Source organism: Clostridium sp. (assembly GCF_017888565.1).
GTDB lineage: Bacteria > Bacillota > Clostridia > Clostridiales > Clostridiaceae > Clostridium.
The window spans coordinates 19,397-44,046 of record NZ_JAGHFX010000101.1 but is presented as its reverse complement, the minus strand read 5'-3'; the positions used below and the strand labels follow the sequence as shown (position 1 = coordinate 44,046).

Sequence of the window (24,650 nt, the reverse complement as noted above, 5' to 3'; positions counted from 1 at the left end):
GATTTCAAAAAAGGTTAAAAAATATGGCTCCAATTAAATATCGAAGCCATTTTTGTAATTCACAATGATATATCCCTTTTAACAATGTCTACTTTTTAGGGGTCAGACCAAAACGCGACCCCCTTTAGAAAGATAAAATATTAACTTTTTAGGAACATAAAGTTTACTTGAAATTTAATAAATTAAATTCTATATTAAATAGATTTTTGATAACACACCTTTATTAATTACTTTCTAATTAATGCAGCATTAATTAATCCAATAAATAGTGGATGTGGTCTATTTGGTCTTGATTTTAATTCTGGATGGAATTGTACTGAAACATACCATGGATGATTTTTAACTTCAACAATTTCTACTAGCCTTCCATCTGGGCTAGTTCCAGTGATATCCATCCCTGCTTCCTCTATAGCTTTTCTAAATTCATTATTAAATTCATATCTATGTCTATGTCTTTCATATATTAATTCATCATTATAAACTTCATAAGCTCTACTATCCTTATTTAGCTTACATGGATATAAACCTAATCTCATAGTTCCACCTAAATCTTCTATATCTTTTTGATCAGGCATTATATCAATTACAGGGTATTTAGTCTCAGAATCAATTTCAGCACTATTTGCTCCTTCATATCCTAATACATTCCTAGCAAATTCAATTACTGAACATTGCATTCCTAAACATATACCAAGGAAAGGTATCTTATTTTCTCTCGCAAATTTTATTGCTTCTATCTTCCCTTCAATTCCTCTATCTCCGAAACCTCCTGGAACTAAAATACCATTACAATCACCTAAAATCTCATTGCTATTGTCTTTATTAACATCTTCTGCATTAATCCATTTAATTTCTACATTACAATCGTTAGCTAATCCGCCATGATTTAAAGCCTCCACTATTGAAATATAAGCATCATGTAACTCTACATATTTTCCTACTAAAGCTATCTTTACATTATCATTTAAATTCTTTACTTTTTGTACCATTTCAATCCATTCAGTATTATCTATATCTCTACAACCTAATTCTAACTTTTCACAAACTAATCTATCTAGTCCTTCTTTATGTAACATAAGTGGAACTTCATACAAGTGTTCTGCATCCAAGTTTTGTATAACACATTTGGCTTCTAAATTACAGAACAATCCTATTTTAGATTTTATATCTTCCGATAATTCCTTTTGAGATCTACAAACAATGATGTCTGGTTGTATCCCTATACTCCTTAGCTCTTTAACTGAATGTTGAGTTGGCTTTGTTTTTAATTCTCCAGCTTTTCCTAAGTAAGGAACTAAAGTTACATGTATAAAGCATACATTTTCTCTACCAACCTCATATTTAATTTGTCTTATTGCTTCAAGAAATGGCTGAGATTCTATATCTCCAACTGTTCCACCTATTTCTGTAATTACTACATCTACTTCTTTTTCCTTAGCTACTCTATAAACTCTATCTTTTATGGCATTTGTAATATGTGGTATTACTTGAACTGTACCACCTAAATATTCCCCTCTTCTTTCTTTAGATATTACAGACCAATATATTCTACCTGTTGTAACATTATTATTTTGGCTTAAATTTTCATCTATAAACCTTTCATAATGCCCTAAGTCTAAATCTGTCTCTGCTCCATCATCAGTTACAAACACTTCTCCATGCTGATATGGACTCATCGTTCCTGGATCAACATTCAAATATGGATCGAATTTTTGTATAGAAACCTTAAGTCCTCTATTTTTCAATAGTCTACCTAACGATGCTGCTGTTATCCCTTTTCCTAAAGAGGATACTACTCCTCCTGTTACAAATACGTACTTAGTTTTCATACTTTCCTCCAAAAAAATAAAATTTTTTAATTTATTTTCTTGACACTAAGTCCCCTACTTGATATAATCATAATTACCTCACTATTTATGATGGGTTCATAATGCCTAAATTCAATAAATAGTATGATATCATAGAAAAATAAAAAATTCTACTACTTTTTTTATTTTTATTTATATTATTTTATTTAATCCCTCTTCAATTTTAAAATACATTTTTCTAAACTCTTTATTTATTAACAATTTTTCTTGAGCCTTATTAATATTATAATTAATACTCTTATCACTAATAATTTCAAGCATTTCTTTTACTTTCTTCTTATCAAGACATTTATAATTCTTTAATAATAAAAGAAATATATATTTATTTTCTTTCTTTTTTAACTTTTCATTAATTTCCCTTGCGTCGATTCCTAAGTGTGCACATAAAACATTTATAACTATAGTTGTTTTGTCTAAGTTATTTGCACAATTCACAATATCACCTCTATTTTCTATATTATTTCCATTAATTATAGTATATATTCATTCCTATCTTAAAAATAAAAATCTTAGTAAAAAAGCTTAAATATACCTTTGTTTACTAAGATTAATGATATGAAATTAATTCGTCTTAACATTTACTGCTAATTTGGTTGTTATTGGAGGTTGTCCAGCAAGCTCCATTGAATATTTAGCTACTATGTCTCCACCATTTTCATCTATATCTACTTCTAAATATTCTGTATGTATTTGTAAATCTAACACTCCATATGGAGTGTTATATAATGATATAGAAGTCTCACCTTTCTTAAAATCCATTTTTGCACTAGTACTACCTTCTCTTTCAAGTACCAAAACATCATTAAGCATAGTTAGCGTAGTTGTTGTTCCATTCATTCCTGATATTTCTGTTTCTTCATATACAGCTTTAAATCCATCTTCTGTTACAAAAAATTCTCCTGGAGTAACAACTTCTATAACATCATCTTTATCTAAATCATTAAAACTCCTTAACGATATAACCGCTTTCTTTTTCATCTAATCCCTCCATTTAACTTTATATTCTCTAAATACTTTTAGAATTCTTCATCTTTAACATTCTAAAAACTAAAATCAGCTTGTCTAAATCATATGTAAGCCTTCAAATTTAATAAAACATTTTGATTTAGTACTATATTTAGCTTCATATTTGATTTTTATTATATTATAGCTTATTTATAAAGTATAGTTTAAATTCATTATAATAAATTATCAAGATTTATATTTTAACTTTTATAGATTATTTCTCCTTATCTTTAAATAGAAATTCAAATATTTTAGATTTAAATTTAATATCTGCTTTTTTATTGTTATTTTCAGTTTTAGACTTTGTATTCTCTTCATCTTTAGCTTTTTCTTCAGATAACTTTTTTTCAATTTCATTAGAATCTACTGCATCCTTTGTTCCATCTACAAAACACAAAGGAGGAAACATTACGCACCACCAATTTTGTCCTTTTGCTTCACCTATTAAAATTCTATAAGCCTCATACTCTCCTTGAGGAAAAATCAAGTCACCATAGACCTTATCCGGAAAATTTTCCCTTGAGAGCATACTTGTTACCTCGTATGAATATCCATTTTCAATAACAGTATCTTTTGCAATTGATTCTATTGTAGATTTATTATTAACTATAACTTCTCTTGCTTCACTTAAATTTTTACAATCCTTTAATTTATCTGAAACATACTCTATAACTTTATCCCTTACCTTTAATTTTAAGTTTTGATCCTCTTCACTATCACTATTAGCTATAACATGAAATCTTATGATCTCATTTACAATATCTTCATAAATCAATTCATTACTTTCTTCAATATCTTGTCCAATAATAGAGCTAGAACATCCTACCATACTAAATATAATAAATATTAAACAAATAATTAAAATTCTTTTTCTCATATTTAAAACCCCCTTATAGCTAAATTATTGCCACATTTCGGAGGTTTATACTTATAAATTAAATTGTTCTTGTAATAAATACATCAGAGTACTTTTCTTTCATTTTTTCGAAGCATCTTTGAGCTTTAAGCATATCATCAAAAAATGCAAAAACAGTAGGTCCACTACCACTCATCATAGTCCCCATTGCTCCATTATACCTCATCTCCTCTTTAATATTTATAAGAACTTTATGTTTTCTCAAAGTAACATTTTCAAGTAAATTTTTCATATTATCACAAACCATTTTTAGATTATCATTGTTAATAGCATCTATTATTAAGTTCGTATTAGGATGATTTCTAGCCTTTTCTATATTAAATTCTTGATATACACTATTGGTAGATACACCAAATGGCGGCTTAACTAAAACTACAATCTTATCTTTAAATTTCTTTAACATTGTAACTTCTTCACCTATACCCTTACACAAAGCAGTTCCACCTTTTATACAGTAAGGCACGTCTGCGCCTAATTTCAGCCCAAGTACCATTAGTTCCTCATCAGATGCATTAATGTCAAATATAGAATTCATTATCTTCAAAACAGTTGCTGCATCAGTACTTCCACCTGCAAGCCCTGCACATACCGGTATATTCTTTTTTATATTTATATTCACTCCACTATCTATATTATATTTTTCAATAAATAATTGAGCAGCCTTATAAGCTAAGTTTCTTTCATCCGTTGGGACATATGGTTTATTACATTTTATAGTTATTTCCTTTTTTTGCTTTTCTATAACTATTTCATCATACAAGTCTATAGATTGCATAATCATTTCTAATAAATGATACCCATCTTCTCGTTTTCCTACTATATCTAAAGATATATTTACCTTAGCATAAGCTTTCATTCTCATACTTTTGTTTCCTTTCAACTATAATATAAATATTTTAAAATAAACTTCAGAGATAACTCTGAAGTTTATTTTAATTATATATTTTTTTAGCAATATAGTAAACTAGGAATACTTAAACTCTAATTTGAAGCTTCAATATTATATATATCTTTTTCTTCCTTGTAACTTGTAAATTTGTTTATAATATCCATCAACGGTTTCATATCTTCAAAAAATACAATTACTGTATCCCCACTATTAGCCATATTAAGTGCTTTTTCAAATGCATCTTCTTCCCTTAATATAACCTCATATTTCTTTCTATCACTACTCTTCATCATACCATCAACTATTAATTGGGCCATTTCCCCTTGTTTTCTTCCTCTTAACTCTTTATCTTCTTTAACTATGATATAGTCTAGATATTTAGATGATACTTTTCCTATTTCTTTTGCAGTATTATTACTTCTATCCCCTGGAATACCTATTACTCCATACAACATCCCAGTATTGATTTCTTTAACCGCTGAAAGAACTGAATTATATCCATCTATGTTATGTCCATAATCTAATATAACATTTATACCATTTATATCATAACAATTAAATCTACCTGAATTTTTATGTGAATTTAATAGATATGTTGTAATTCCATTTTTTATCATGGAATAATCTATTCCCATTCCTACTAGTGCTCCACATATTGCTAATGTATTTTCAATATTAAAAGTTAATTTTCCATCTAAAGTTATTGGAACTTCCTTTATACCACACACCACATATTTCTTTCCTTTATTTGAAACCACTATATTATCATTTTCCAAATAAACAGATATATCACTTATTTTACTTTGTTTTAGAAGTGGATTATTAGCGTCCTTACTAAAGAATATTATATTAGCTTTTATTCTATTTAATATAGATTTACTCCAATAATCATCAGCATTTAGTACAACATATCCATCTTCTTTAACAGCTTCTCCAACTAATGATTTAACATAGCATAATTCTTCCATGTTATTTACTCCATCAATACCTAAATGATCTTCTGTTATATTAGTTATTACAGCTACATCAGCTAAATCATAAGCTAATCCTTTTTTAATCATCCCACCTCTTGCCGTTTCCAAAACAGCTATATCTACATCATTATTTAACAAAACGGCTCTAGCACTTTCAAATCCTGTATCATCTCCACTATCAATACATTCATCATCAATATATATACCACTAGTATTAGTCATACCTACGCAATATCCCATTTTGCTTAAAGTATGACTTATTACTCTTGTTGTCGTTGTTTTCCCGTTAGTACCTGTTATTGAAATAACTGGTATATTAGAAGGCTTATCATCATATAACATATTAACTATTTCTTTACCTATATCTCTCGGAATACCTTTACTTGGATTCAAATGCATCCTAAGTCCTGGAGCTGCATTTACTTCCATTATTATCCCACTATTATATATAGGTTTTGATATATCTTCTGTACATATATCTATTCCACATATATCTAAATTTAAAGTTTTAGCAGTTCTTATACATAGATTTATATTTTCTTCACATATTTCATCTGTACAATCTATAGCCTCTCCACCAGTTGATAAATTAGCATTTTTTCTTAAATATATACTTTCCCCAGAAATTAATATATCATTTAACCCTTTACCTTGCTCATTTATACATTTAATAACTTCTTCATCAACTTTTATTTTAGTTAAAGACTTTTCATGGTCATCTCCTCTTTTAGGATTTTCATTCAATTTATTTATTAGCTCTAAAACCGTATCAATTCCGTTTCCCTCTATATAAGGTGGCATTCTACGAGATACAGCTACAACTTTATAGTTAACTACACAAACTCTAAAATCATTTCCCTTATAATATTTTTCTATAATTAAATCTTTAAATTTATCTTTAATATTTTTATAAGCCTCTAGTAATTCTTTTTCATTTTTAATATTTAGAATTACTCCCTTTCCTTGGTTTCCATATTGTGGTTTTAATACAACTGGATAACCTATTTCTTCTGCCGATCTTAATAGGCCTATTATATTTTTTACATTACTCCCTTTCGCAACCGGAATCTTTTGAATACTTAATAATTCTTTTGTCAACAACTTATCGCAAGACATATCAACAGAAACACAATTTGTATTATTTCCTATTGAAGCTTCAATCATTCTTCCTTGTTTTCCATATCCTATTTGATGAAAATTTCCATTTCCAAGACTGATAACTGGTAACCCTACTTTATTAGCATAATCACATATGGCTTTTGTGCTAGGCCCCATAGTTTCATCTTTTAAAATAGATTCCAATAGGTGTATCCTATCCTCATAATTTATAGGCATTTTATTTATCAATGCATTTATTATATCCATTGCAAGTCTAAAACTTTCTAGAGCTACATTTTCATATATATATTGATAAATTATATAATAATGATCATCCTTCACTTCTCTTGATTTTCCATAATGTACATCAAGTCCTAATTTATTTTGTATTGCTATAGTTATATGCTCGCATATATGGGCTAAGTATGTTCCTTCTCTTAACCTTTTTACAAATCCTCTTTCTTCATCAATTCCACATCTATGTGTATTTAACTCCGGAATCATATTAATAAGATTATCATTAAAATCTTCTATATCTTTACTTGGTGTTTCACAATAACCTTCTAAATCCACATCTATTCTAATACATTTTTTATGAGAATATATATTTTTCCCTTTAAAGACTTTAGTGTCTATTATTTTCATCTTTACTATTATCCTCCTCAAAAGGTAACTTAGTTAGGAGATTAAATCTATCTCCTTCTTTTAATACATGTAAACTTACATTAAACATACTTAATACATCATCATAATATTGCTCAGATACATTGCTATGCGTTATATTTCTAGCATCTAAGAAATATACAGCTCCTGTCCCTACAACTTGTGCTATCCCACTATCTTTTACCACTATAGCTGTATCCTCATCTATTCCAATCCCTAAAACCTCTGGATTTTGAGCTATACCTGTTAATAACCTTCCTATTCTTCCTCTTTGTGCAAAATGTTGATCTATCATTATCCCTTTTACAAAACCAAGTCCAGGTGCCATTTTTAAAGTACATTTTCTCGGAGACTCATCATCTTCCCCTTTAACTACCATAGTATCGCTCATAACAGAAGCACCTGCAGATGTTCCAACTATTATACATCCTCTAGAACTTGCCTCTTTTAGCGAATCATAAATAGGTGTGCCCCCTATTAAGCTTGTTATACGTAATTGATCGCCACCTGTAAAGAATATAAGTGCTGCTTCTTCTACTAATTTTATATTTATTTCCTCTATAGAATCAGCCCTCTCTTTTATATTCAATCCTTTTATATTATTAACCCCTAATTGCTTAAATACTTTGGTATACTTTTCCAATGCTTCTTTTGGATATTCTGTTGCTATTGTGGCAATTAAAATATTATCTTTTTCTTTATCTATGGAGCTACAGACTTTTTTTAATATTTCCTTATCGCCTTCTTTATCTTCTGCTCCTCCAATTATTATTAAGTCACCTTTAATTTTTTCTGACATTTCTTCACCTCTTATCTTATGCATTCCTTATTTTATCCACCCCATCATAATATTATTCACTTAAGATATAATTACCAGCTTTACTGAAAAAAATAATGATTATAGAATAAATAAAAATCTATTCTATAATCATTATTAGATATTTTAATTATTATTATAAATTAAAATATTGCTCTTCCTGGTATTATTAATTTATCCCCTGGTTTTATGTTTTCATTTCCATCTAATTCATTCAATTTGCTTAATTCATCCATAGTTGTATTATATTTTTTTGCTAAATCCCATAAAGTATCATCTTCACCAACAACATATATAGTTATTGATGCTTTCTTTTCTTTAATTTCAGCTGGCCCTTCAATGACATCTATTACACATTCTTTATTTACTTTATAACAAACCTTTATAGTAAGTCCAACATTAGCTCTTATAGAAATTGAATTCCCTTCTATATTAGCATCTAAAGTTTCTAGAGATACTTTAGTCAATGCATTCATTCCTTTTTTAGTATCTTTTATATCTGCAGCAGTAATAAACGGAACTTCTCCTGTTATCATACCATAATTTAATTCTTCACCTACAAGTTTATAAATAACCGATACCTTAACTACTCCCTCAACTTTAACTTTGTCATCTTCAACAATTTTATCTGTAACAATAGGATGACCAGTTACACATATTATTTGCTCTAATCTCTCTTCTTCATTTTTTAGTTCTATGTTATCTTTGGCCATAGCTTCTATGTTTGTTATTGAATGTATAGCTCCAAACTCTTTATTGTCTTTTTCAAGATCAATATTCATAGTTGGGCAGTATGCATCTTTTAACATTTCAATCTTATCTTTTGAATAAACTTTAACTCTTCCTTTAACTAAGAACTCTATATCTACTACTCTATTTTCACCTAAATCATCCAAATTAATTGCACATTGTTGATCTTTAATATTTAAATTTAATGAGCTAATCATATCACTTGATATTCCAGGTATCTCTTCTTCTTTTGATAGATAAACATCATCTTGTAAAGTTATAAGTTCTTTATTTTCCTTACCTTTATATAATACCTCAATTCTGCAGTAGCAACCAACATATACTTTATCTTCTACAATCTTAATTTCCTTTTTATGAACATTCATTGCACACTTTAACACTTCTTCAATTTCAGGTTTATCCATAGTTACCTTAAGCATAGATTTTCCTATTAAATCAACTTCTTTTTCTCCTTTTACACCGTTAAGCATTTCATCTTTTTTTCTAATTTGTATATCTTCTTTACCTTCTATATCTTTTACGTATTCAAATTCGCCATTCTTATATACTTCCCATTTTAGAGTTAGTATACCATCAATTCCTACCTTTCTTTCATTCATCCAATCAGCTTCAATATGTTCTATCTCACCTTCAACATCGCATAATATATTATGTTCATCACTATTAAGATCAAGATAGTTGGCGAATTTATCAGTAAAAACAACTGAATGCATTTTATTTGATGGTGAATCTGTTATAGTTTCATCCTTTGGTAAATAGAATACTATATAATTTAATTGACCTTCTACCATAATCTTGTCTCCAAGAATTTCCTTATTAGTTATAGTAGCTTTTGCATCTACTCCCAATACTTCTTTCATATCAGGATATTGTGAATCTCTTATTAGATATTCTCCCTTTAGTACATGATTAGTTGAATTTTCTCTAAGTAATTGTTCATAACGAACGACTTCTTTTATTACATCTATTTGTGACATATAATCCCTCCCATACAATACCTAGTAATATATATATTTATGACTATATATATTTATTCATACTTATTTAAAATGTTTCTAAAATAAAAAAATCAAATTTCAACATTTTAATTACTCTTATTTACATTATAGGATTGTTTAACTAAATAAATGTCGAATTATAATAACGTTACGAGTTTTTTTTCTATTTTTTTAAATAATATGTTGACATATAATAAAATATGTCGTATTATAAAAGAGGTTATTGACCATATAACCTCTCATAAATTCTCAATACCCTTTTATACCATAGTTGAAAGATGGAAACCCACCATCTTTCTTTTTTTTATTTTTACACAAAAAAATATAGAGCTTCCTTTTTGAAGCTCTATTCTCTATAAAGCAAAATCTAATTGTACTGTCTTAGTTAATACATCTGAATAGCTGTATGTTACTGTCCTTTGAATATCATTTTCTAGTCTTACTACAAAAATGCTTGGATGAGCACTTTCTATTACTCCGTTGTTTACTAGGATCTTTTTCCTCCCACCGTTTGCTTTCAGAGTTACTTTATCTCCTATATGGTCTTCTATATCTCTCTTTATAGCGGCGATAGTCTTTACTTTTTCCACATAAACACCTTCTTTCTAAATATATTATACACCCAACCCCACTTTTTGTCAAATAAAATTTATATTTTATCACCTTTGATAAAAGTTGTCAATGTAAACTTTTACCTTTTTGATGCTCTTTTATACATTTATTAGTATATCTATCTTTTGTCTTTTTATACATTTTATTTGTATATTTAATAAATCAATCATATTTTATTATAAAAACAAAAACCTACTGCATCTTCAGTAGATTTTTAATAAAAAATATTTAAATATACGGTGATCTTGGATATCCTTCTCTATATTTTCCCCTTGTTTGTAATCCTCCAATTCCTTTTGTTCCTGTAATAGTATTATCTATAACATCTGTTATAGATGCAACCTTATCAATTCTTGTATATGCTATTTTTTCGCACACAAATACAGGATCTAGGCAATGAATTAGTACTCTATTAGGTGAGCTTGCAAAATTAGCTCCAGCATCTAACATACATTCATAACAACTTTGACATGCCCCTGCAAAAATTACTAATTCATCATAGCTAGAATTATAATTTCTTAAAGCTTTTACAGACTCTATATAATATCTTGAATTTCTATAATTATCTAAATTTAAATAATCATCTGTTGCTCGTAAAACACTATCATGCCCAGTTAGAACAACTATATCTGGTTTAATTTCTTTAACTAAATCAACTATTAGCTCTGGTTGCTTTCTTTCAGGAATTGCTTTACCTATAGCCTCTAAAGATAACTGCTTATAAACTTTAAGACACATTTCAAGATACTCACTATCACCATCTATGTGTAGTATCTTCCCTGGTCTCCCAAAAATCAACTCTTTATTTTGTTGTACTTTAGAGGACTTACTCCCCCTGGTTAAACTATTAATCATACTAATAGCTTCTGTATCTCCCCTCATTGATACAGCTTTTTTTATGGCTTCATCCACTCTAGTATTTAATATCTTTTCTCTTGCCCCCACATATTGTCCATCCACTTCTTCTAGATCTTCTTTTTTTGAATCAGCTATAATTCTTATACTAATACCTTTTAATACATACACAGGATTTCCATACTCATCTTCTTTAATATCTATTATTTTGAATGTTATATCTTTATCATATGATTTCCTAACTACTAAATCACCTATCTCCATTTTACCCTCTTAGTTTATTAATTTATATTATCCTATGTCGAATTTTCTTTATTTGTACATAAAAAAAGTGCTCAAGGCACTTTTTTAATCTAGCTTATACTCATTTTTAAATTCTTTTAAAAACTTAAGCATAGCTTCTTGTTCATTTATTATAGATTCAATTTTATTTCCAAAAGTATTTTGTCCCCAGTTCACTTCATTATAATAGTACCTATTAGCTAGTCTCCAATACCTTTGTGGGAATTGTAAGTAAGCATACAGTACCTTATATTCACTATCTAAAAGTGGTGAAACCTCATTATATGATTCTATAATTGCATTTGCAAAATTTATATCCCAATCAACTCTTTTTAAAACTTTTATCATAAAATTAGACATATCAAAAGTTCTTACTTCTCTTTTACAGTAATCAAAATCAATTACATTACAATTATTGCTTTCATCCAAAATTATATTATGATATGTGAAGTCATGATGGCAAAAACTTTTTTCATTTTCTGCTATTTCACATAACTGCATATATTCTGATTCCTCTAATGTTTTTAAAGCTTTTTTACCTATCTCTTTATAGAATTCCATTGATTTTAAATATAGTAAATCAAAATTATTTTTATTATTCTTCTTTCTTACCATATCTCTCATTTTATCAAAGGACTTTATTCTTTTATTCATAAGGTGAGTCCATCTACCCAAGTCACTCTTTAGCTTAGAATTTTCTGGAGGATCATATCCCTTTGATGCCTCATGTAAGCTCGCAAGAGTTTTTGCTGCTAATTTCACCTCGTCTATGTTATGAAAATCACACTCTCTACCCTCTATCCATTCAGATAGCGTATAAAGATCTTCATTAACTAGGGCATATGGTTCCCCATCTATGTTTAAAAAATATCTATCAACATTCTTAAAGCCATTATTTATTAAATGCTCCTTAGCGCCATAAACAAATAATAGCTTTTGAGGACCATAATTAATCTTCTTTAAACACCTTTCACCCTTATTAGTCTTTAAATAATATACTCCTTTATTTGCTTTTAATACCTCAATTTTTACGTCAAACTGTCTTTCTATTTCAAATTCTCTCATCATAACGCTCACCCCCATTATATTTATATGACTATATGTATTCTTTTATTAACATTTTATTCCTATATTTAATATAATAAATTAAAAACAATGTGAAAGGATTAAATCATGAAGATAGGCATAGATGGCAGAGCTGCAAAATGGTATAGAGGGACGGGAATTGGCACATATACTTATCAACTTATAAATAGTATAAATAAAGTTGATAAACTTAATGACTACTTAGTTTTTCTACCTGAAAATTCAGCTCTAGATTTAAGTGACAATTTCAAAGTTGAATCAGTAAAGGCCACTTCGGATTCTAATTTTTGGGATGAAGTTAGAGTTCCTAACATTTTAAATGATACTAATATAGATATCTACCATGTCCCTCAAAATGGTGTTGGTCTTTCTCAAAGCATAAATTGTCACAAAACTATTACTTTGCATGATATAATCCCATTGAGAATGCCAGAAACAGTTAGTGATCGTTATTTATATATATTTAATAACGAACTTCCTAAAATTATAAATGAATGTGATGGTATATTAACAGTTTCTGAATTTTCAAAGCAAGATATATCAAAAGAGTTTAATTTTCCAGAGGATAAAATTTTTGTTACACATCTTGCTGCTGAGGATATATATAGACCCTTGAATAAGTGTCAATGCAAAAAAATTATTGAAGAAGAATATAATATAAAAGATAATTTTATTCTTTATGTAGGTGGTTTTAGTCCTAGAAAAAATATAGTAGGCCTAATTGAAGCCTTTTCTCTTCTTTCTAGGGATTCAAACAAAAATCTTAAGCTAGTTATAACAGGTAAGAAAGGAATTTCATATGACATATATAAAAAGAAAACTATAGATCTTAATATCGAGGATGATGTTATTTTTACCGATTTTATTCCTCTTGAAAAATTACCCATTTTTTATAATGCATCTGAATTATTAGCTTATCCTTCATTTTATGAAGGATTTGGTTTACCTCCATTAGAGGCAATGGCTTGTGGCACTCCAGTTATAACATCTAACGTGACTTCTCTTCCAGAGATATGTTATGACTCGGCTTTGCTAATTAACCCTTATGATATAGATTCTCTAAAATCTGGGATAGAAAAAGTTTTATATGATGACTCTCTTAAAGCAAGTATGATTAAGCAAGGACTAATAAACAGTTCTAAGTATTCATGGAATATAACTGCTAAATCAACACTTAAAGCATATGAAAAAATTATTAAATCTTAATATATTAAAATTAAAAGGACATCACATTCAAAAATATGATGTCCTTTTAATGATTAATAAAAATATTCGCTCATTTCCGTTATAAAATTTTCTATAAAATCTTGTCTATGACCTTCATTACCAATTTTATCTTTTAATCTATTTAAGAACACTTCGTAATCCCATTTCTTTTGTTTATAATAATAATCTCTTGATATTGTTATAAAATCTCTCGGAAAACTTATAATTGCATATATAAGCTTAACTTCTTGTTTACTTAATTTTTCTACGGAATTATATGAATCTAAAATTAATTTAAACTTATTTATGTCATAGCAACTATTTTTTATTACTTTTATTGAGTAATTTGCTATATCTACTGCTCTAGTATCTATCTTACAATAATCAAAGTCTATTATTTTAACCTCATCTCCATCAATGATAAAATTATGATGTGCTAAATCATTATGACATAAAACCCTTTTATTAAAATCCTCTAACATTGAGTTATATTCACACATAGCCAAAAGTTCTATAGATTTCTGTATTTGATTAATATTACTATCAACATTTTCCAAAAATATTTTATCAAATTCACTTTTATGCCTAAACCTTAAAGCATACTCCTTAATATTAATTAAATCTTCTTTTGCCTTACTAAATTGATAAGGTAAATATTCACCTAAATTACCTTTAATTATTTCTGTACTCAATTTATTAAATATTCCTTTTGATGCTTTATGCATATTGGCTATGCTTTTAGTACATATCTCAACTTCAACAGGGTTAGTAAATGTTGCCTCTCTCCCCTCTATCATGTTTAATAAGACATAAGTGTTAGAACCAAAGCTATAAACTATTTCTCCATCCTTACTTTCATAATAACTAAGCACTCTATCGTATTCCTTTGATATATAATTTAAAGCTTCGCTTATAAATCTTATTCTTTCCTCACTTGAGTCAGTAATCTTTAATATTTTTTTACCTTCATTTGTTAGTAAAACAAATACTTTTCTTAGAGGTATTATATCTTCAATTTCTAAAGCTAACTTTCTAAAAAATTCCTCATTCAAATCATATTGGCATAATATATCTCTGTCTACATATCTAAATTTATTCATATTTGAAAATCCCCCACTAAATTATTAAGCACCTACTATCCATCTTTTTAGCTTTATATAGCATTTTTAAAACTTCATCTTCATTTGTATCTATCTTTTTTCGAATATATCTTTCTAACACTTTAAACTCTTCATTTGGATATGAGCATAAAGCTCTTAAATATTGCTTGCTATCACTTTCCAAATTAGCAATTTGAATATAGTAATCTATTGCTTCTTCTATGCTAAATTCTATATCCTTCCTCTTTATTTTCTTTATATAAGAATATATATCATGTTCTTTAAGATTGTATGTTAAATATTTTATTGTCCCAATAAATATTTTATTATTTTCATCAACAACTAAATTATTTTCATCAATCCTACTTAAACAAACTTCATAGTTTTTCATACTCCTATAAATTAACTTTCTGTAATTGTTGGAATATATATAATTTAATGCTTTTCTTCCCTTGTTTAGTAACATTTCTCCATTCCTTATTAAATAGAAATCAATTGAATTTAAGTTACTTTTGTTTTCAATTTCTTTTATATATTTACCTACTAAAACTACTTGAGAGTTATAATTATCAATTTCTTTACCTATTGATGCCCCAATCCTAGGTAATAAGTTTTCCTTATAATTACCCATTCTATTATGAAATAAAACTATATTTTCAATTTGATTAAATACATTTTCTAGTTTTGGTTCTTTTGCTCTATTTGTCTTTCCACTTAATATATAAATCTCTCTTGCTTCTAAATATGATTTTAGCTCTAACCTTTGCATCTCATCACCTCTATCAAATAAAGTTATCAACAAACTTTTCTCTTTCATTTCTATCTCTTAAATATTTATTTATCTTATTTAATAAAAACTCTTCTCCCCAAGGCTGTTGTTCCCAATAATATTGTAATCCTATCTGCCAAAACCCTTGCGGAAATCTAATGAATCCTTTTATAAGCTTTAATTCTTCTTCATATAACGAATGTGTTTTTGAATAACTATTTAATACAAGCTGAGCTTTATCATTACTCCAATTTCTATCCTTCATACACCTAATCAACAATGATGCCAAGTCATGTATATGAGTATCTAATAAGCAGTAGTCAAAATCTATAATATTTAATTCACCATTCCTATCTATTAATACATTATGATTTGCATAATCATGATGACAAAAACCACGCTTAAGCACCTCTTTCTCCATAATTTCAATATATCTATTCACTTTTAATTCTTCTATAGCTTTTTTGCCTCTTTCTAATTCTTCATCTATAGCGCTTAAATATACTTCATCAAATTCAGATTTATAGGCTTTTTGATAAATTCTTTTCTTAAAATCTAATATTTCATCACATCTTGTTTCAAATACCTTTATCCAAGAAAACCAGCCTATCCTCGGCTTCATATTATTGCTTGTTGTAAATCCTTCACTACATTTATGTAGTTCACCTAGCTTCTCTGCTGCTAACTTCAATTCTTCTAAATTTCTATAGTTGCAGTTTCTACAATCAACCCATTTATTTAGATATGCATAACTACTTCCAAGCTTTATATAACCCAAATTTTCCTTAGTATTTATTATTTCAGGTATCTTATTAAATCCACGTTGTTTTAAATGATTTATTGCTGAAAAAATAAAATAAAAATGAGGAAATTGATATTTAATTACTTTAATACCATACTCCTCATCATCCGTTTTAATTTTATAGCTATTTTTAACTTTTTCTATACTTCTTATTTTTAATGGGTAGTTAGATTCAACTTCTTTTTTTATATATAAAATATCCATAGAATTCTCCTTAATAATTACTCAATGCCATTATATGAAAGTCTATATTTTATTGTGTTTACTATCACAGAATTAAATTATTAATAATATCCTGTTATATATAAAAAAATAAATAATATCTATAAATATATAAGATAATTTAGGAGGATTAGTATGAAAATATCTATAGATGCTAGAGGAATTACCTTATACAATGGTAGTGGAATTGGTACTTATACTGAAAATCTTGTTAGAGAATTGCTTAATATAGATAAAGAAAATGAGTATTCATTATTTTGGACTGGAAAAAATTATGGAAGTTATAAAAGAGAAAATAGCCAAATAATTTTTACATCAAGAAAACATAGTGGATTTTACGAAAATTATTATTTTCCAAACTTTATTAAAAATAATAACATAGATCTTCACCACATTCCTCAAAATGGAATTGGACTTTGTGAAAATTATAAAAATAACTGTGTAGTTACTATACATGACTTAATTCCATATATTTTACCTGAAACTACTGGGAGAGGATATTTAGAAAGATTTTTAAAAAATATGCCATCTATAATTGATAACTCTAAAGGAATTATTACAGTCTCAGAATATTCTAAAAGAGATATTTTAAAATTTTTTAATCATATTCCTGAAGAAAAGGTATTCGTTACTCCTTTAGCAGCAAACTCAAATTTCAAACCACTTGATAAAGATTATTGTAAAAGCTATATTAAAGAAAAATTTAACTTCAACAAACCCTATATACTATACATAGGTGGATTCAGTTTACGTAAAAATGCTAGAGAACTTATTTTAGCTTTTGATAAAATATCTAAAGATTTAAAGGAGCCTCACATATTGCTTTTAGCTGGTTCACTTAAAGATGAAGGAAAGAAGCTTGTTGATCTTGCAAAGTCATTGCCATCTAACGAAAATATATTATTTACAGGATTTATCGATGATGCTCTTCTTCCAACTCTATATAATGGAGCAGAAGCCTTTGTTTATCCGTCTTTTTATGAGGGATTCGGTCTACCTCCTTTAGAAGCTATGAGCTGTATGACCCCAGTTATAACATCTAATACAACATCAATTCCTGAAGTTACTGGTGATTCATGCATGTTAATAGATCCTTCTAGTAAAACAGAGCTTGAAGATTCACTATTAAGTTTACTAAACAATAATAATTTGAAAGAGGAACTATCAAAAAAAGGATATGAAAGAAGTCTCCAATTTTCTTGGAGACAAACTGCAATTAAAACATTAGAGGCTTATAAAGAAATCTCTAAGCTCTAATTATATAGGGTATATATTATTTCTCTAAATTTATTATAATTTTTTATCTCTGGAGCCTTTTCCACTATATTGCTTAATATTAGGAAAGGGCTATTCCCTTCTACTTTAGTTCCTTCTTTCTTTATATTCCTTGTTCTTAAAGAATATAAGGAACTAGGTACAAAATTACACTCTAACATTTCCTTTGATAATAACTCTTTATTAGTTGACGCATATGAAATAAAACTCTTTATAGCTTCCTTATTATTTTCAATATTTAAAGCTACTAAGTTTTCACCACCTATATCATAAAATTTATTTTCTCCTATATTAAAACTTGGTGGATTTTTACATTCCCATACTCCTGCTATATTTTCATCGATTAATTCCTTATAAAAATCTATAGATGAAATTCTACAAAGATAATTATTATCATCTATGAAAGATTCATTATATATTGAATTTATAATTTCATTAATTTTATTAATCTCGTAACTTGTCTCTTTATAATCAACTAATTGTGCAGCTAATAAAAGCTCTATATTTTTTTTATCTTTTCTAGAAAATATATTTATTTCTCCATTACTCTTAGTATAAATATCTTTACCAATTTCGATTAAGTTTTCCCAGCTATTAACATCCTCTATCTTATATCCAAATTTTTTTAAAATATCACTTCTTAAATATAATGCTATTGGATTAGATGTAAATGGAACTGCATAATAGTTATCCTTTATCTTCACTTCTTCTAGTCTGCTATTATTAAAGTTTTTATTATATGTCTCAATTATTTCCTTATTTTCATTAGTGAAATTTATTCTATTTTTAATAATATTTAACTCATTAAAATCCAAATGAACTATATTAGGTAATTCATCTTGAGAAGTATTTAATATTTTATATAAGTATTCTTCTTGCTTAACACTCACAACTTTGATGCTAACCCTTTTATTATTTTCCTCAAACTCTTTTGCAATAGAAGTAAAATATGAATAATATTTATCTTCAACCCATATGTTTATATCACCTTTTATTGTATGGTCATTTGTGTTAATTACTAGTGTATTTACTAGTAATACAGTAAATATAATTATTATAAGATATATCAACAATTTCCTTCTAATTTTCATCTAAATCACATCCTAATATATAATTAATAATACTTAATAAGTCTAAATTTAATAAAGTTAAATAACTTTGCTTTTTAATGAGTATTATACTATAATAATTAAATATATAAAATATTAGATAGGAGATTGTTATGCATATAGATAGTTTAAATTATTTTTTTCAAGTTGCTAACTCAAAAAGTATTTCAACTGTAGCAAAAAATGCGCATATATCACAATCTGCACTAAGTCAACAAATATTAAAATTAGAAAACAAGCTAAATGTGAAGTTATTAAATAGAAGTAATAAAGGCGTTAGCCTAACTCCTGAAGGAGAAATTTTATTTAAGTATTGTGAATCTATACTTAGTGCTTATAATAAAATGCAAGAGGAACTTTTGAACTCTATCAATAAAAAAAAGTACATATCAATTGAAGCTGTAGAATCAATTAGCTTAACCATCTTACCTGTTATTGTATCAAAATTAAAAAAATTATATAATTCATATACAATAAATCTTAATACTATAGAATGCTGTACGAACACAAACTTGCTAAATAATATATGTGATATATATATATGTTACAAAAAACCTGAGTCTCATGAAGGAATTATCACAAAGGAGATAGGATCTGATGAAATCGTTTTGATATCTGATATTAATTTTCCAATTAACTCAATAAAAAAGGAGCAGCTATTTGATTTACCTATAATATTTACCTCTGATAAAACTTGCCTAAAAAAATCATTATGCAATGCTTTAAATTGTGAGGAAAAAGATTTGGATAATTTCAACATACTATACAGCACTAATTCATATTTCTCAGCATTAAATGGAGTCTTATCCAGTAAAGCTGTCACTTTTATTCCAATGAGCATATATAATAATTATTGTTCAACAACTAACATAAAAAAAATAGAAATTGAAGATTTTTCTCTTTCTCTTCCAATATACATAAATTATTTGAATTCATTTTATAAAATAAATACAGAATTCATAAAATCACTAAAAAACATATTAAAGGGTTACTTAATTTAGTAACCCTTTAATATGTTCTAAGTAATAACCACTCGGCTATTTCCTTTAATATATTTTTGTATTCATTATTAGGAAGCTTATCAATTCCTTTAAAACACTTTTTCATATATTTTTCAGCTAATTCTTTAGCCATTTTTATTCCATCATTTTCTTTTACTAAATTTACTATATTACTTACTTCATCTTCCGTATAAAAGTCTTTTCCAAGAACATCATCAAATGCTGATTTGTTATTTCTATATGCATAAATTAATGGGATAGTATATATTCCTTGCTTCAAGTCATTTGCTGCAGATTTTTTAATACTATTATCATTTCCCTCATAGTCTAAAATATCATCTATTATCTGAAAAGCCATACCTAAGTTATGTCCTATTTTTCCAAGTTCCTTACTAACCTTATCATCTGCATTACATTCTGCTGCTCCTAAATATAATGAAATTGAAAACAATTCCGCAGTTTTTCCTGAAATTCTATTTAAATAATCTTTTACTGATAGTTTCATAGAAAATTTAGAGTTTAGTTGATTCACTTCACCCATGCAAATTCTTGACATTGCTCTTGAATCTACTTTTATAGCTTGTAATGAAGCACTTGTCGCTAAAATTTTAAAACATACACAGAAAAGATAATCCCCTATGTATACAGCATAATCCTTTCCATACTTGGACTGGATAGTTTCTTGACCTCTTCTAAGCTTTGAGTCGTCTATTACATCATCATGCACTAACGTTGCCATATGTAGCATTTCAATCACAGCTGCAGTTGGAATAGATTTTTCTGTATCAGCGCTTCCAAATTTTGATCCTATTAAAACAAAAGCAGGTCTTAATAATTTACCACCTGATTCTATTAATTCTATTATGGAGTTTTCGATTTTCTTGTCCTTGCATTTAACATTCTTTTTCATTAAATCCAATACACCAACAAGTTCTTGTTTTATCTCAGGATAATTATTCCAAATATTGTCCATTACAATCCACCTTCTTAGTGATAGTCTAAATCATAGACTTAGTATTTTTACCTATTAGTCTAGTTCAATCAATTATCTACATAATAAATAATAATATTAATAATTAATTAACTTACTTAAGTAAAATATTAAATTCAAATCATATACTAGCTAATCTTTATATAAGTTTATAAATACTAACTTTACTTAAATACTATTAATTTATGATAAATTTTATTAAATAAAAATCTTAATTATAATTTCTATATGTTTTTATTATTTATATCCTAAAATTAAGAATATATTATTCAGTTTAACCTATATAATTCTATTTACTATTACCTAAACATTGGTAATTTCCTTAAATGTGCTACAATATAATTTGCAGCTATTCCAATAAAAATCCCTGTGACTATTCCTACTGTTGATAAAATTGGTAAATATAACATAACGCCTATATTTTTTACTATTAGTGATGCAATTATTAATTGACCTACATTATGAAATATTGCTCCTGCAGAGCTTACACCTATAATACTAACTTTATCCTTAAATAAATCTTTTACAATAGTCATTGCACCAAAGCTTAAAATTCCTCCAGCCGCACTATACATAAATGATGATAAATTTCCTCCAAACATAGTACTTAATGCAAGTCTTAAAAATAATACTAAAAAAGCATCTTTTCTATTATCTAAAGTATATAAAGCAATAACAGTAATTAAGTTGGCTAAACCTAACTTAGCACCTGGTGTTACAAAAGGTACTGGGATCATTCGCTCAATAATATGTAAAACTAAGGCTTGAGCTACTAATAATCCTATATATACAATTTTATTAGTCTTTTTCATAGCTCCTCCTTAATGTGATAGTATAATATCATCATCTATCTTCCCTTTAATCTCTATCATAACTCTATGTGGAAGACATACTAAGCTTTGCCCCGGCTTATCTATATATTCAGGCTTCATACAAACCTTATCAGGACAATCAGCATCAATTATACCTATTTTATTATCCTTTATCTTTATAAGGTTAAATCCATCTTTAGTCCTTACTTCAATAGTCTCTTCTCCCTTATGTTCAGATAAAGGTATAGTCTTATATATTTTTCCTGCAACTGTTATTTCGGCATATGTATTGTTATATCCTTTTCCTATTGAAGCTCCTAAAATAATTTCTGGAAGAAAGGATAATACCATTAACACTGCTATTATAACAAAATCTAACTTTTTAAACATAAACTAATCATCTCCATTATAATATAATTGGATGAATTTGTAATAAGGTTTTATATGTTATAAGGTAGAGTATAAAACCCTACCTTATAATATTATTTTAGTATTATGATACTTTACTCTACTTATTTCTATACATTTTTATACATTGGTTTTTTCTTACCATGCCAGAAATTATCCGCCAATCTCGTAATCCATGGCATTATATAATAATCTAATCCAAATGTTCTACCTGCACCACCCATTAATGCAATTGAACCAAAGAAGTACCATAAAATATCCCAACCAGCCATAGCACATAAAATAAAGTTTATTACCATACCTGCTGAAACAGCACTAAATATGAACGTAAATAATCCTGCTATTAAACATAATCCCATTCCTATTTCCATTAATACAACAATTCTTTGGAACCATACAGCAACTTCTGCACTAGGCATCATTATTTGCATTATTGAAGCATACCAACCTGGAACTTCGCTAAGTATTGGTGTAGCCCATTCTGTTGCAACTTCTCCTGTAGAAGCTGAAGCACCAGATGTAGCATCTTGTAACCATGTAAATGGCATATTTATATTTCCAGCTTTAGTCCAACTATCAGAACCAATTGCTATATTATCGAAGAATCCTTTAATACTACCAGCATCCCACATTTTTTCCCATGTAGATTCACCAAGTAATTTCTTTAAACCTTCAATTAACCATAAACAACCTATATATAATCTTAAAGGTACAAGCCATAATCTGTTTGCTTTAGATGATAAATGACCTCTCATTACTGATCTTCTATCTTCCATAGTAAAGAATTCATGTTGTAAATAACTATATATTGCATGAACATCATTTACATCAAATAAGTAGTGTATGTTAACTAAATGTTTCATTATCATAGCAAAGAATCCTGATAACTTAAGTCCCATTAAGTTTGCAACACAATATCTACCACCAATTGAAACCATAAATCCATGGTATTTTCCTTGGAACTTTTGCATTTCTTTATTTTCAATTGAGGCAACTATATTTTTAACAACTGTATCTGCTGTTTGAACTGCAGCTTCAACTATTTGAGGTGTTCCTTTTCCAGCTTCTTCTTCAAAATAAGCCATATCTCCAACTACGAATACGTCTTTCTTACCAACAGCTTGCATGAACTCATTTGTTTGTAATCTTCCTGCTCTTGCTGTATCTAATCCATATTCCTTAGCATCTTGATTTGCTTGTATTCCACAAGTCCAGATTAATGTTCTTGTATTTATTTTTTCACCACTCTTAAGTACTATCTTATTTTCAGTAACTTCAACGATTGGAGAATTCTTTAATATTTCCATTCCATGTTTAACCATGTATTTTTCTGCTTTATCAGCTTGTTTTCTATCTAACATATTTAAGATAGTTCCCATAGCTTCAACAACTTTTAAAGTTACTTCACTTTCATCAACATTATATTCTCTTGCTAATCTAGTCTTCCACTCTAAAAGCTCTCCAGCCATTTCTATTCCAGTAAATCCAGATCCAGCTACTATAAATGTAAGCATTTCTTTTCTCTTCGCAGCATTTCTTTCTAGACTTGCTTTAGCAAACATGTCTTGTATATGCTTTCTTATCTTTAACGCATCTTCAAATGACCATAAAGTAAATCCATTTTCCTTTACTCCTGGAACTCCAAAGAATGCTGGTTCACTACCCGTACCTATTACTAAATAATCATATGAGTATTCTCCGTATGTAGTCTTTACCATTTTATTATCTGTATCAACTTTTTCTATAAAGTCTGTAACTACATTAACCTTTGATTTACCAAAAATTTTACATAATTCTACTTGAACTGATTCAGGGTGAACTCTTCCCCCTGCAACTTCATGTAATTCTGTCATTAAAGTATGATATGGATTTCTATCTATTAATGTTATTTCCACATCATTATTTTTTTTATACTTCTTTGCTAGTTTTTTAGCAGTACGCACACCACCATATCCAGCACCAAGAACAAGTATCTTATTTTTTGACATGTTGCACCCATCCCTTCATTTCATTTAAATAATTCTAAAATAGCATATTTAATTCTATACACTATTTTATGATATGTCCATATAGTGCGAATTATTTTTTTGTGGTTTTTTTAACAATTTTTCTCACACAAATCAACCCCTTTTTTAGGTTAAT

General features: G+C 27.7%; 22 protein-coding genes. 3 read left to right on the top strand and 19 right to left on the bottom strand.

Translation table 11 applies throughout. The annotated features are described in order from the left end of the window. Window positions 1-227 precede the first annotated feature (227 nt). The 11 genes from J7M87_RS19890 to J7M87_RS19840 form a co-directional block, all read right to left on the bottom strand. Window positions 228-1,829, bottom strand: a complete 1,602-nt coding sequence (locus tag J7M87_RS19890; RefSeq protein ID WP_291653927.1) for a CTP synthase — start codon at window positions 1,827-1,829, stop codon at window positions 228-230. A gap of 171 nt (window positions 1,830-2,000) precedes the next feature. Then, window positions 2,001-2,303 (bottom strand): hypothetical protein, encoded by a 303-nt coding sequence (locus tag J7M87_RS19885; protein WP_291653926.1) that lies wholly within the window; start codon window positions 2,301-2,303, stop codon window positions 2,001-2,003. A 126-nt stretch (window positions 2,304-2,429) separates the two neighbouring features. After that, window positions 2,430-2,846: a DUF1934 domain-containing protein gene (locus tag J7M87_RS19880; protein ID WP_291653924.1), complete on the bottom strand. Its 417-nt coding sequence runs from the start codon at window positions 2,844-2,846 to the stop codon at window positions 2,430-2,432. Between the two features lie 241 nt (window positions 2,847-3,087). Continuing rightward, window positions 3,088-3,750, bottom strand: a complete 663-nt coding sequence (spoIIR, locus tag J7M87_RS19875) for a stage II sporulation protein R (RefSeq protein ID WP_291653922.1) — start codon at window positions 3,748-3,750, stop codon at window positions 3,088-3,090. A 58-nt stretch (window positions 3,751-3,808) separates the two neighbouring features. Then, window positions 3,809-4,651 carry a 4-(cytidine 5'-diphospho)-2-C-methyl-D-erythritol kinase gene (gene ispE / locus J7M87_RS19870; protein ID WP_291653920.1) on the bottom strand — a complete coding sequence of 281 codons (843 nt, stop codon included), beginning with the start codon at window positions 4,649-4,651 and terminating at the stop codon, window positions 3,809-3,811. Window positions 4,652-4,770: 119 nt separating this feature from the next. Next, on the bottom strand, window positions 4,771-7,395 hold the full coding sequence (gene cphA / locus J7M87_RS19865; RefSeq protein WP_291653918.1) for a cyanophycin synthetase: 2,625 nt from the start codon (window positions 7,393-7,395) through the stop codon (window positions 4,771-4,773). Next, window positions 7,376-8,212, bottom strand: a complete 837-nt coding sequence (locus J7M87_RS19860; protein WP_291653929.1) for a cyanophycinase — start codon at window positions 8,210-8,212, stop codon at window positions 7,376-7,378. Before J7M87_RS19860 ends, cphA begins: the two co-directional genes overlap by 20 nt. A gap of 161 nt (window positions 8,213-8,373) precedes the next feature. Continuing rightward, the gene (locus J7M87_RS19855; protein ID WP_291653916.1) at window positions 8,374-9,957 is read right to left on the bottom strand and encodes an SPOCS domain-containing protein; all 1,584 of its coding nucleotides are present in this window, start codon (window positions 9,955-9,957) and stop codon (window positions 8,374-8,376) included. Between the two features lie 374 nt (window positions 9,958-10,331). Continuing rightward, window positions 10,332-10,568, bottom strand: a complete 237-nt coding sequence (locus J7M87_RS19850; protein WP_291653914.1) for a Veg family protein — start codon at window positions 10,566-10,568, stop codon at window positions 10,332-10,334. Between the two features lie 250 nt (window positions 10,569-10,818). Beyond that, window positions 10,819-11,709, bottom strand: coding sequence for a sporulation peptidase YabG (gene yabG / locus J7M87_RS19845; protein WP_291653912.1), 891 nt, complete (start codon window positions 11,707-11,709; stop codon window positions 10,819-10,821). Window positions 11,710-11,793: 84 nt separating this feature from the next. Beyond that, the gene (locus tag J7M87_RS19840; protein ID WP_291653910.1) at window positions 11,794-12,795 is read right to left on the bottom strand and encodes a CotS family spore coat protein; all 1,002 of its coding nucleotides are present in this window, start codon (window positions 12,793-12,795) and stop codon (window positions 11,794-11,796) included. A 105-nt stretch (window positions 12,796-12,900) separates the two neighbouring features. On the opposite strand from J7M87_RS19840, the gene J7M87_RS19835 reads away from it, so the two are divergent. Then, on the top strand, window positions 12,901-14,019 hold the full coding sequence (locus J7M87_RS19835; protein ID WP_291653908.1) for a glycosyltransferase family 1 protein: 1,119 nt from the start codon (window positions 12,901-12,903) through the stop codon (window positions 14,017-14,019). A 53-nt stretch (window positions 14,020-14,072) separates the two neighbouring features. On the opposite strand, the gene J7M87_RS19830 is transcribed toward J7M87_RS19835, so the two are convergent. The 3 genes from J7M87_RS19830 to J7M87_RS19820 are packed head-to-tail and all read right to left on the bottom strand — an operon-like array spanning window position 14,073 to window position 16,894. After that, entirely contained in the window at window positions 14,073-15,119 is a 1,047-nt protein-coding gene (locus J7M87_RS19830) for a CotS family spore coat protein (protein ID WP_291653907.1), read from the bottom strand. A gap of 16 nt (window positions 15,120-15,135) precedes the next feature. Then, window positions 15,136-15,936: a hypothetical protein gene (locus J7M87_RS19825; RefSeq protein WP_291653906.1), complete on the bottom strand. Its 801-nt coding sequence runs from the start codon at window positions 15,934-15,936 to the stop codon at window positions 15,136-15,138. Further along, window positions 15,902-16,894 carry a CotS family spore coat protein gene (locus tag J7M87_RS19820; RefSeq protein ID WP_291653904.1) on the bottom strand — a complete coding sequence of 331 codons (993 nt, stop codon included), beginning with the start codon at window positions 16,892-16,894 and terminating at the stop codon, window positions 15,902-15,904. The genes J7M87_RS19825 and J7M87_RS19820 overlap by 35 nt, the downstream gene beginning before the upstream one ends. 153 nt (window positions 16,895-17,047) lie before the next feature. On the opposite strand from J7M87_RS19820, the gene J7M87_RS19815 reads away from it, so the two are divergent. Next, the gene (locus J7M87_RS19815) at window positions 17,048-18,169 is read left to right on the top strand and encodes a glycosyltransferase family 1 protein (RefSeq protein WP_291653902.1); all 1,122 of its coding nucleotides are present in this window, start codon (window positions 17,048-17,050) and stop codon (window positions 18,167-18,169) included. Here J7M87_RS19815 and J7M87_RS19810 read toward each other — a convergent pair. After that, on the bottom strand, window positions 18,166-19,278 hold the full coding sequence (locus tag J7M87_RS19810; protein WP_291653900.1) for an ABC transporter substrate-binding protein: 1,113 nt from the start codon (window positions 19,276-19,278) through the stop codon (window positions 18,166-18,168). The genes J7M87_RS19815 and J7M87_RS19810 overlap by 4 nt on opposite strands. Window positions 19,279-19,409: 131 nt before the next feature. Here J7M87_RS19810 and J7M87_RS19805 point away from each other — a divergent pair, with 131 nt between their 5' ends. Continuing rightward, on the top strand, window positions 19,410-20,297 hold the full coding sequence (locus J7M87_RS19805) for a LysR family transcriptional regulator (protein WP_291653898.1): 888 nt from the start codon (window positions 19,410-19,412) through the stop codon (window positions 20,295-20,297). Between the two features lie 7 nt (window positions 20,298-20,304). Here J7M87_RS19805 and J7M87_RS19800 read toward each other — a convergent pair whose 3' ends face one another. The 4 genes from J7M87_RS19800 to J7M87_RS19785 form a co-directional block, all read right to left on the bottom strand. After that, window positions 20,305-21,270 (bottom strand): polyprenyl synthetase family protein, encoded by a 966-nt coding sequence (locus tag J7M87_RS19800; protein ID WP_291653896.1) that lies wholly within the window; start codon window positions 21,268-21,270, stop codon window positions 20,305-20,307. 317 nt (window positions 21,271-21,587) lie between these two features. After that, window positions 21,588-22,100, bottom strand: coding sequence for a Gx transporter family protein (locus J7M87_RS19795; RefSeq protein WP_291653894.1), 513 nt, complete (start codon window positions 22,098-22,100; stop codon window positions 21,588-21,590). A 9-nt stretch (window positions 22,101-22,109) separates the two neighbouring features. Beyond that, on the bottom strand, window positions 22,110-22,490 hold the full coding sequence (locus J7M87_RS19790) for a NusG domain II-containing protein (protein WP_291653892.1): 381 nt from the start codon (window positions 22,488-22,490) through the stop codon (window positions 22,110-22,112). A gap of 128 nt (window positions 22,491-22,618) precedes the next feature. After that, window positions 22,619-24,496 (bottom strand): NAD(P)/FAD-dependent oxidoreductase, encoded by a 1,878-nt coding sequence (locus tag J7M87_RS19785; RefSeq protein ID WP_291653889.1) that lies wholly within the window; start codon window positions 24,494-24,496, stop codon window positions 22,619-22,621. Window positions 24,497-24,650: the final 154 nt, after the last annotated feature.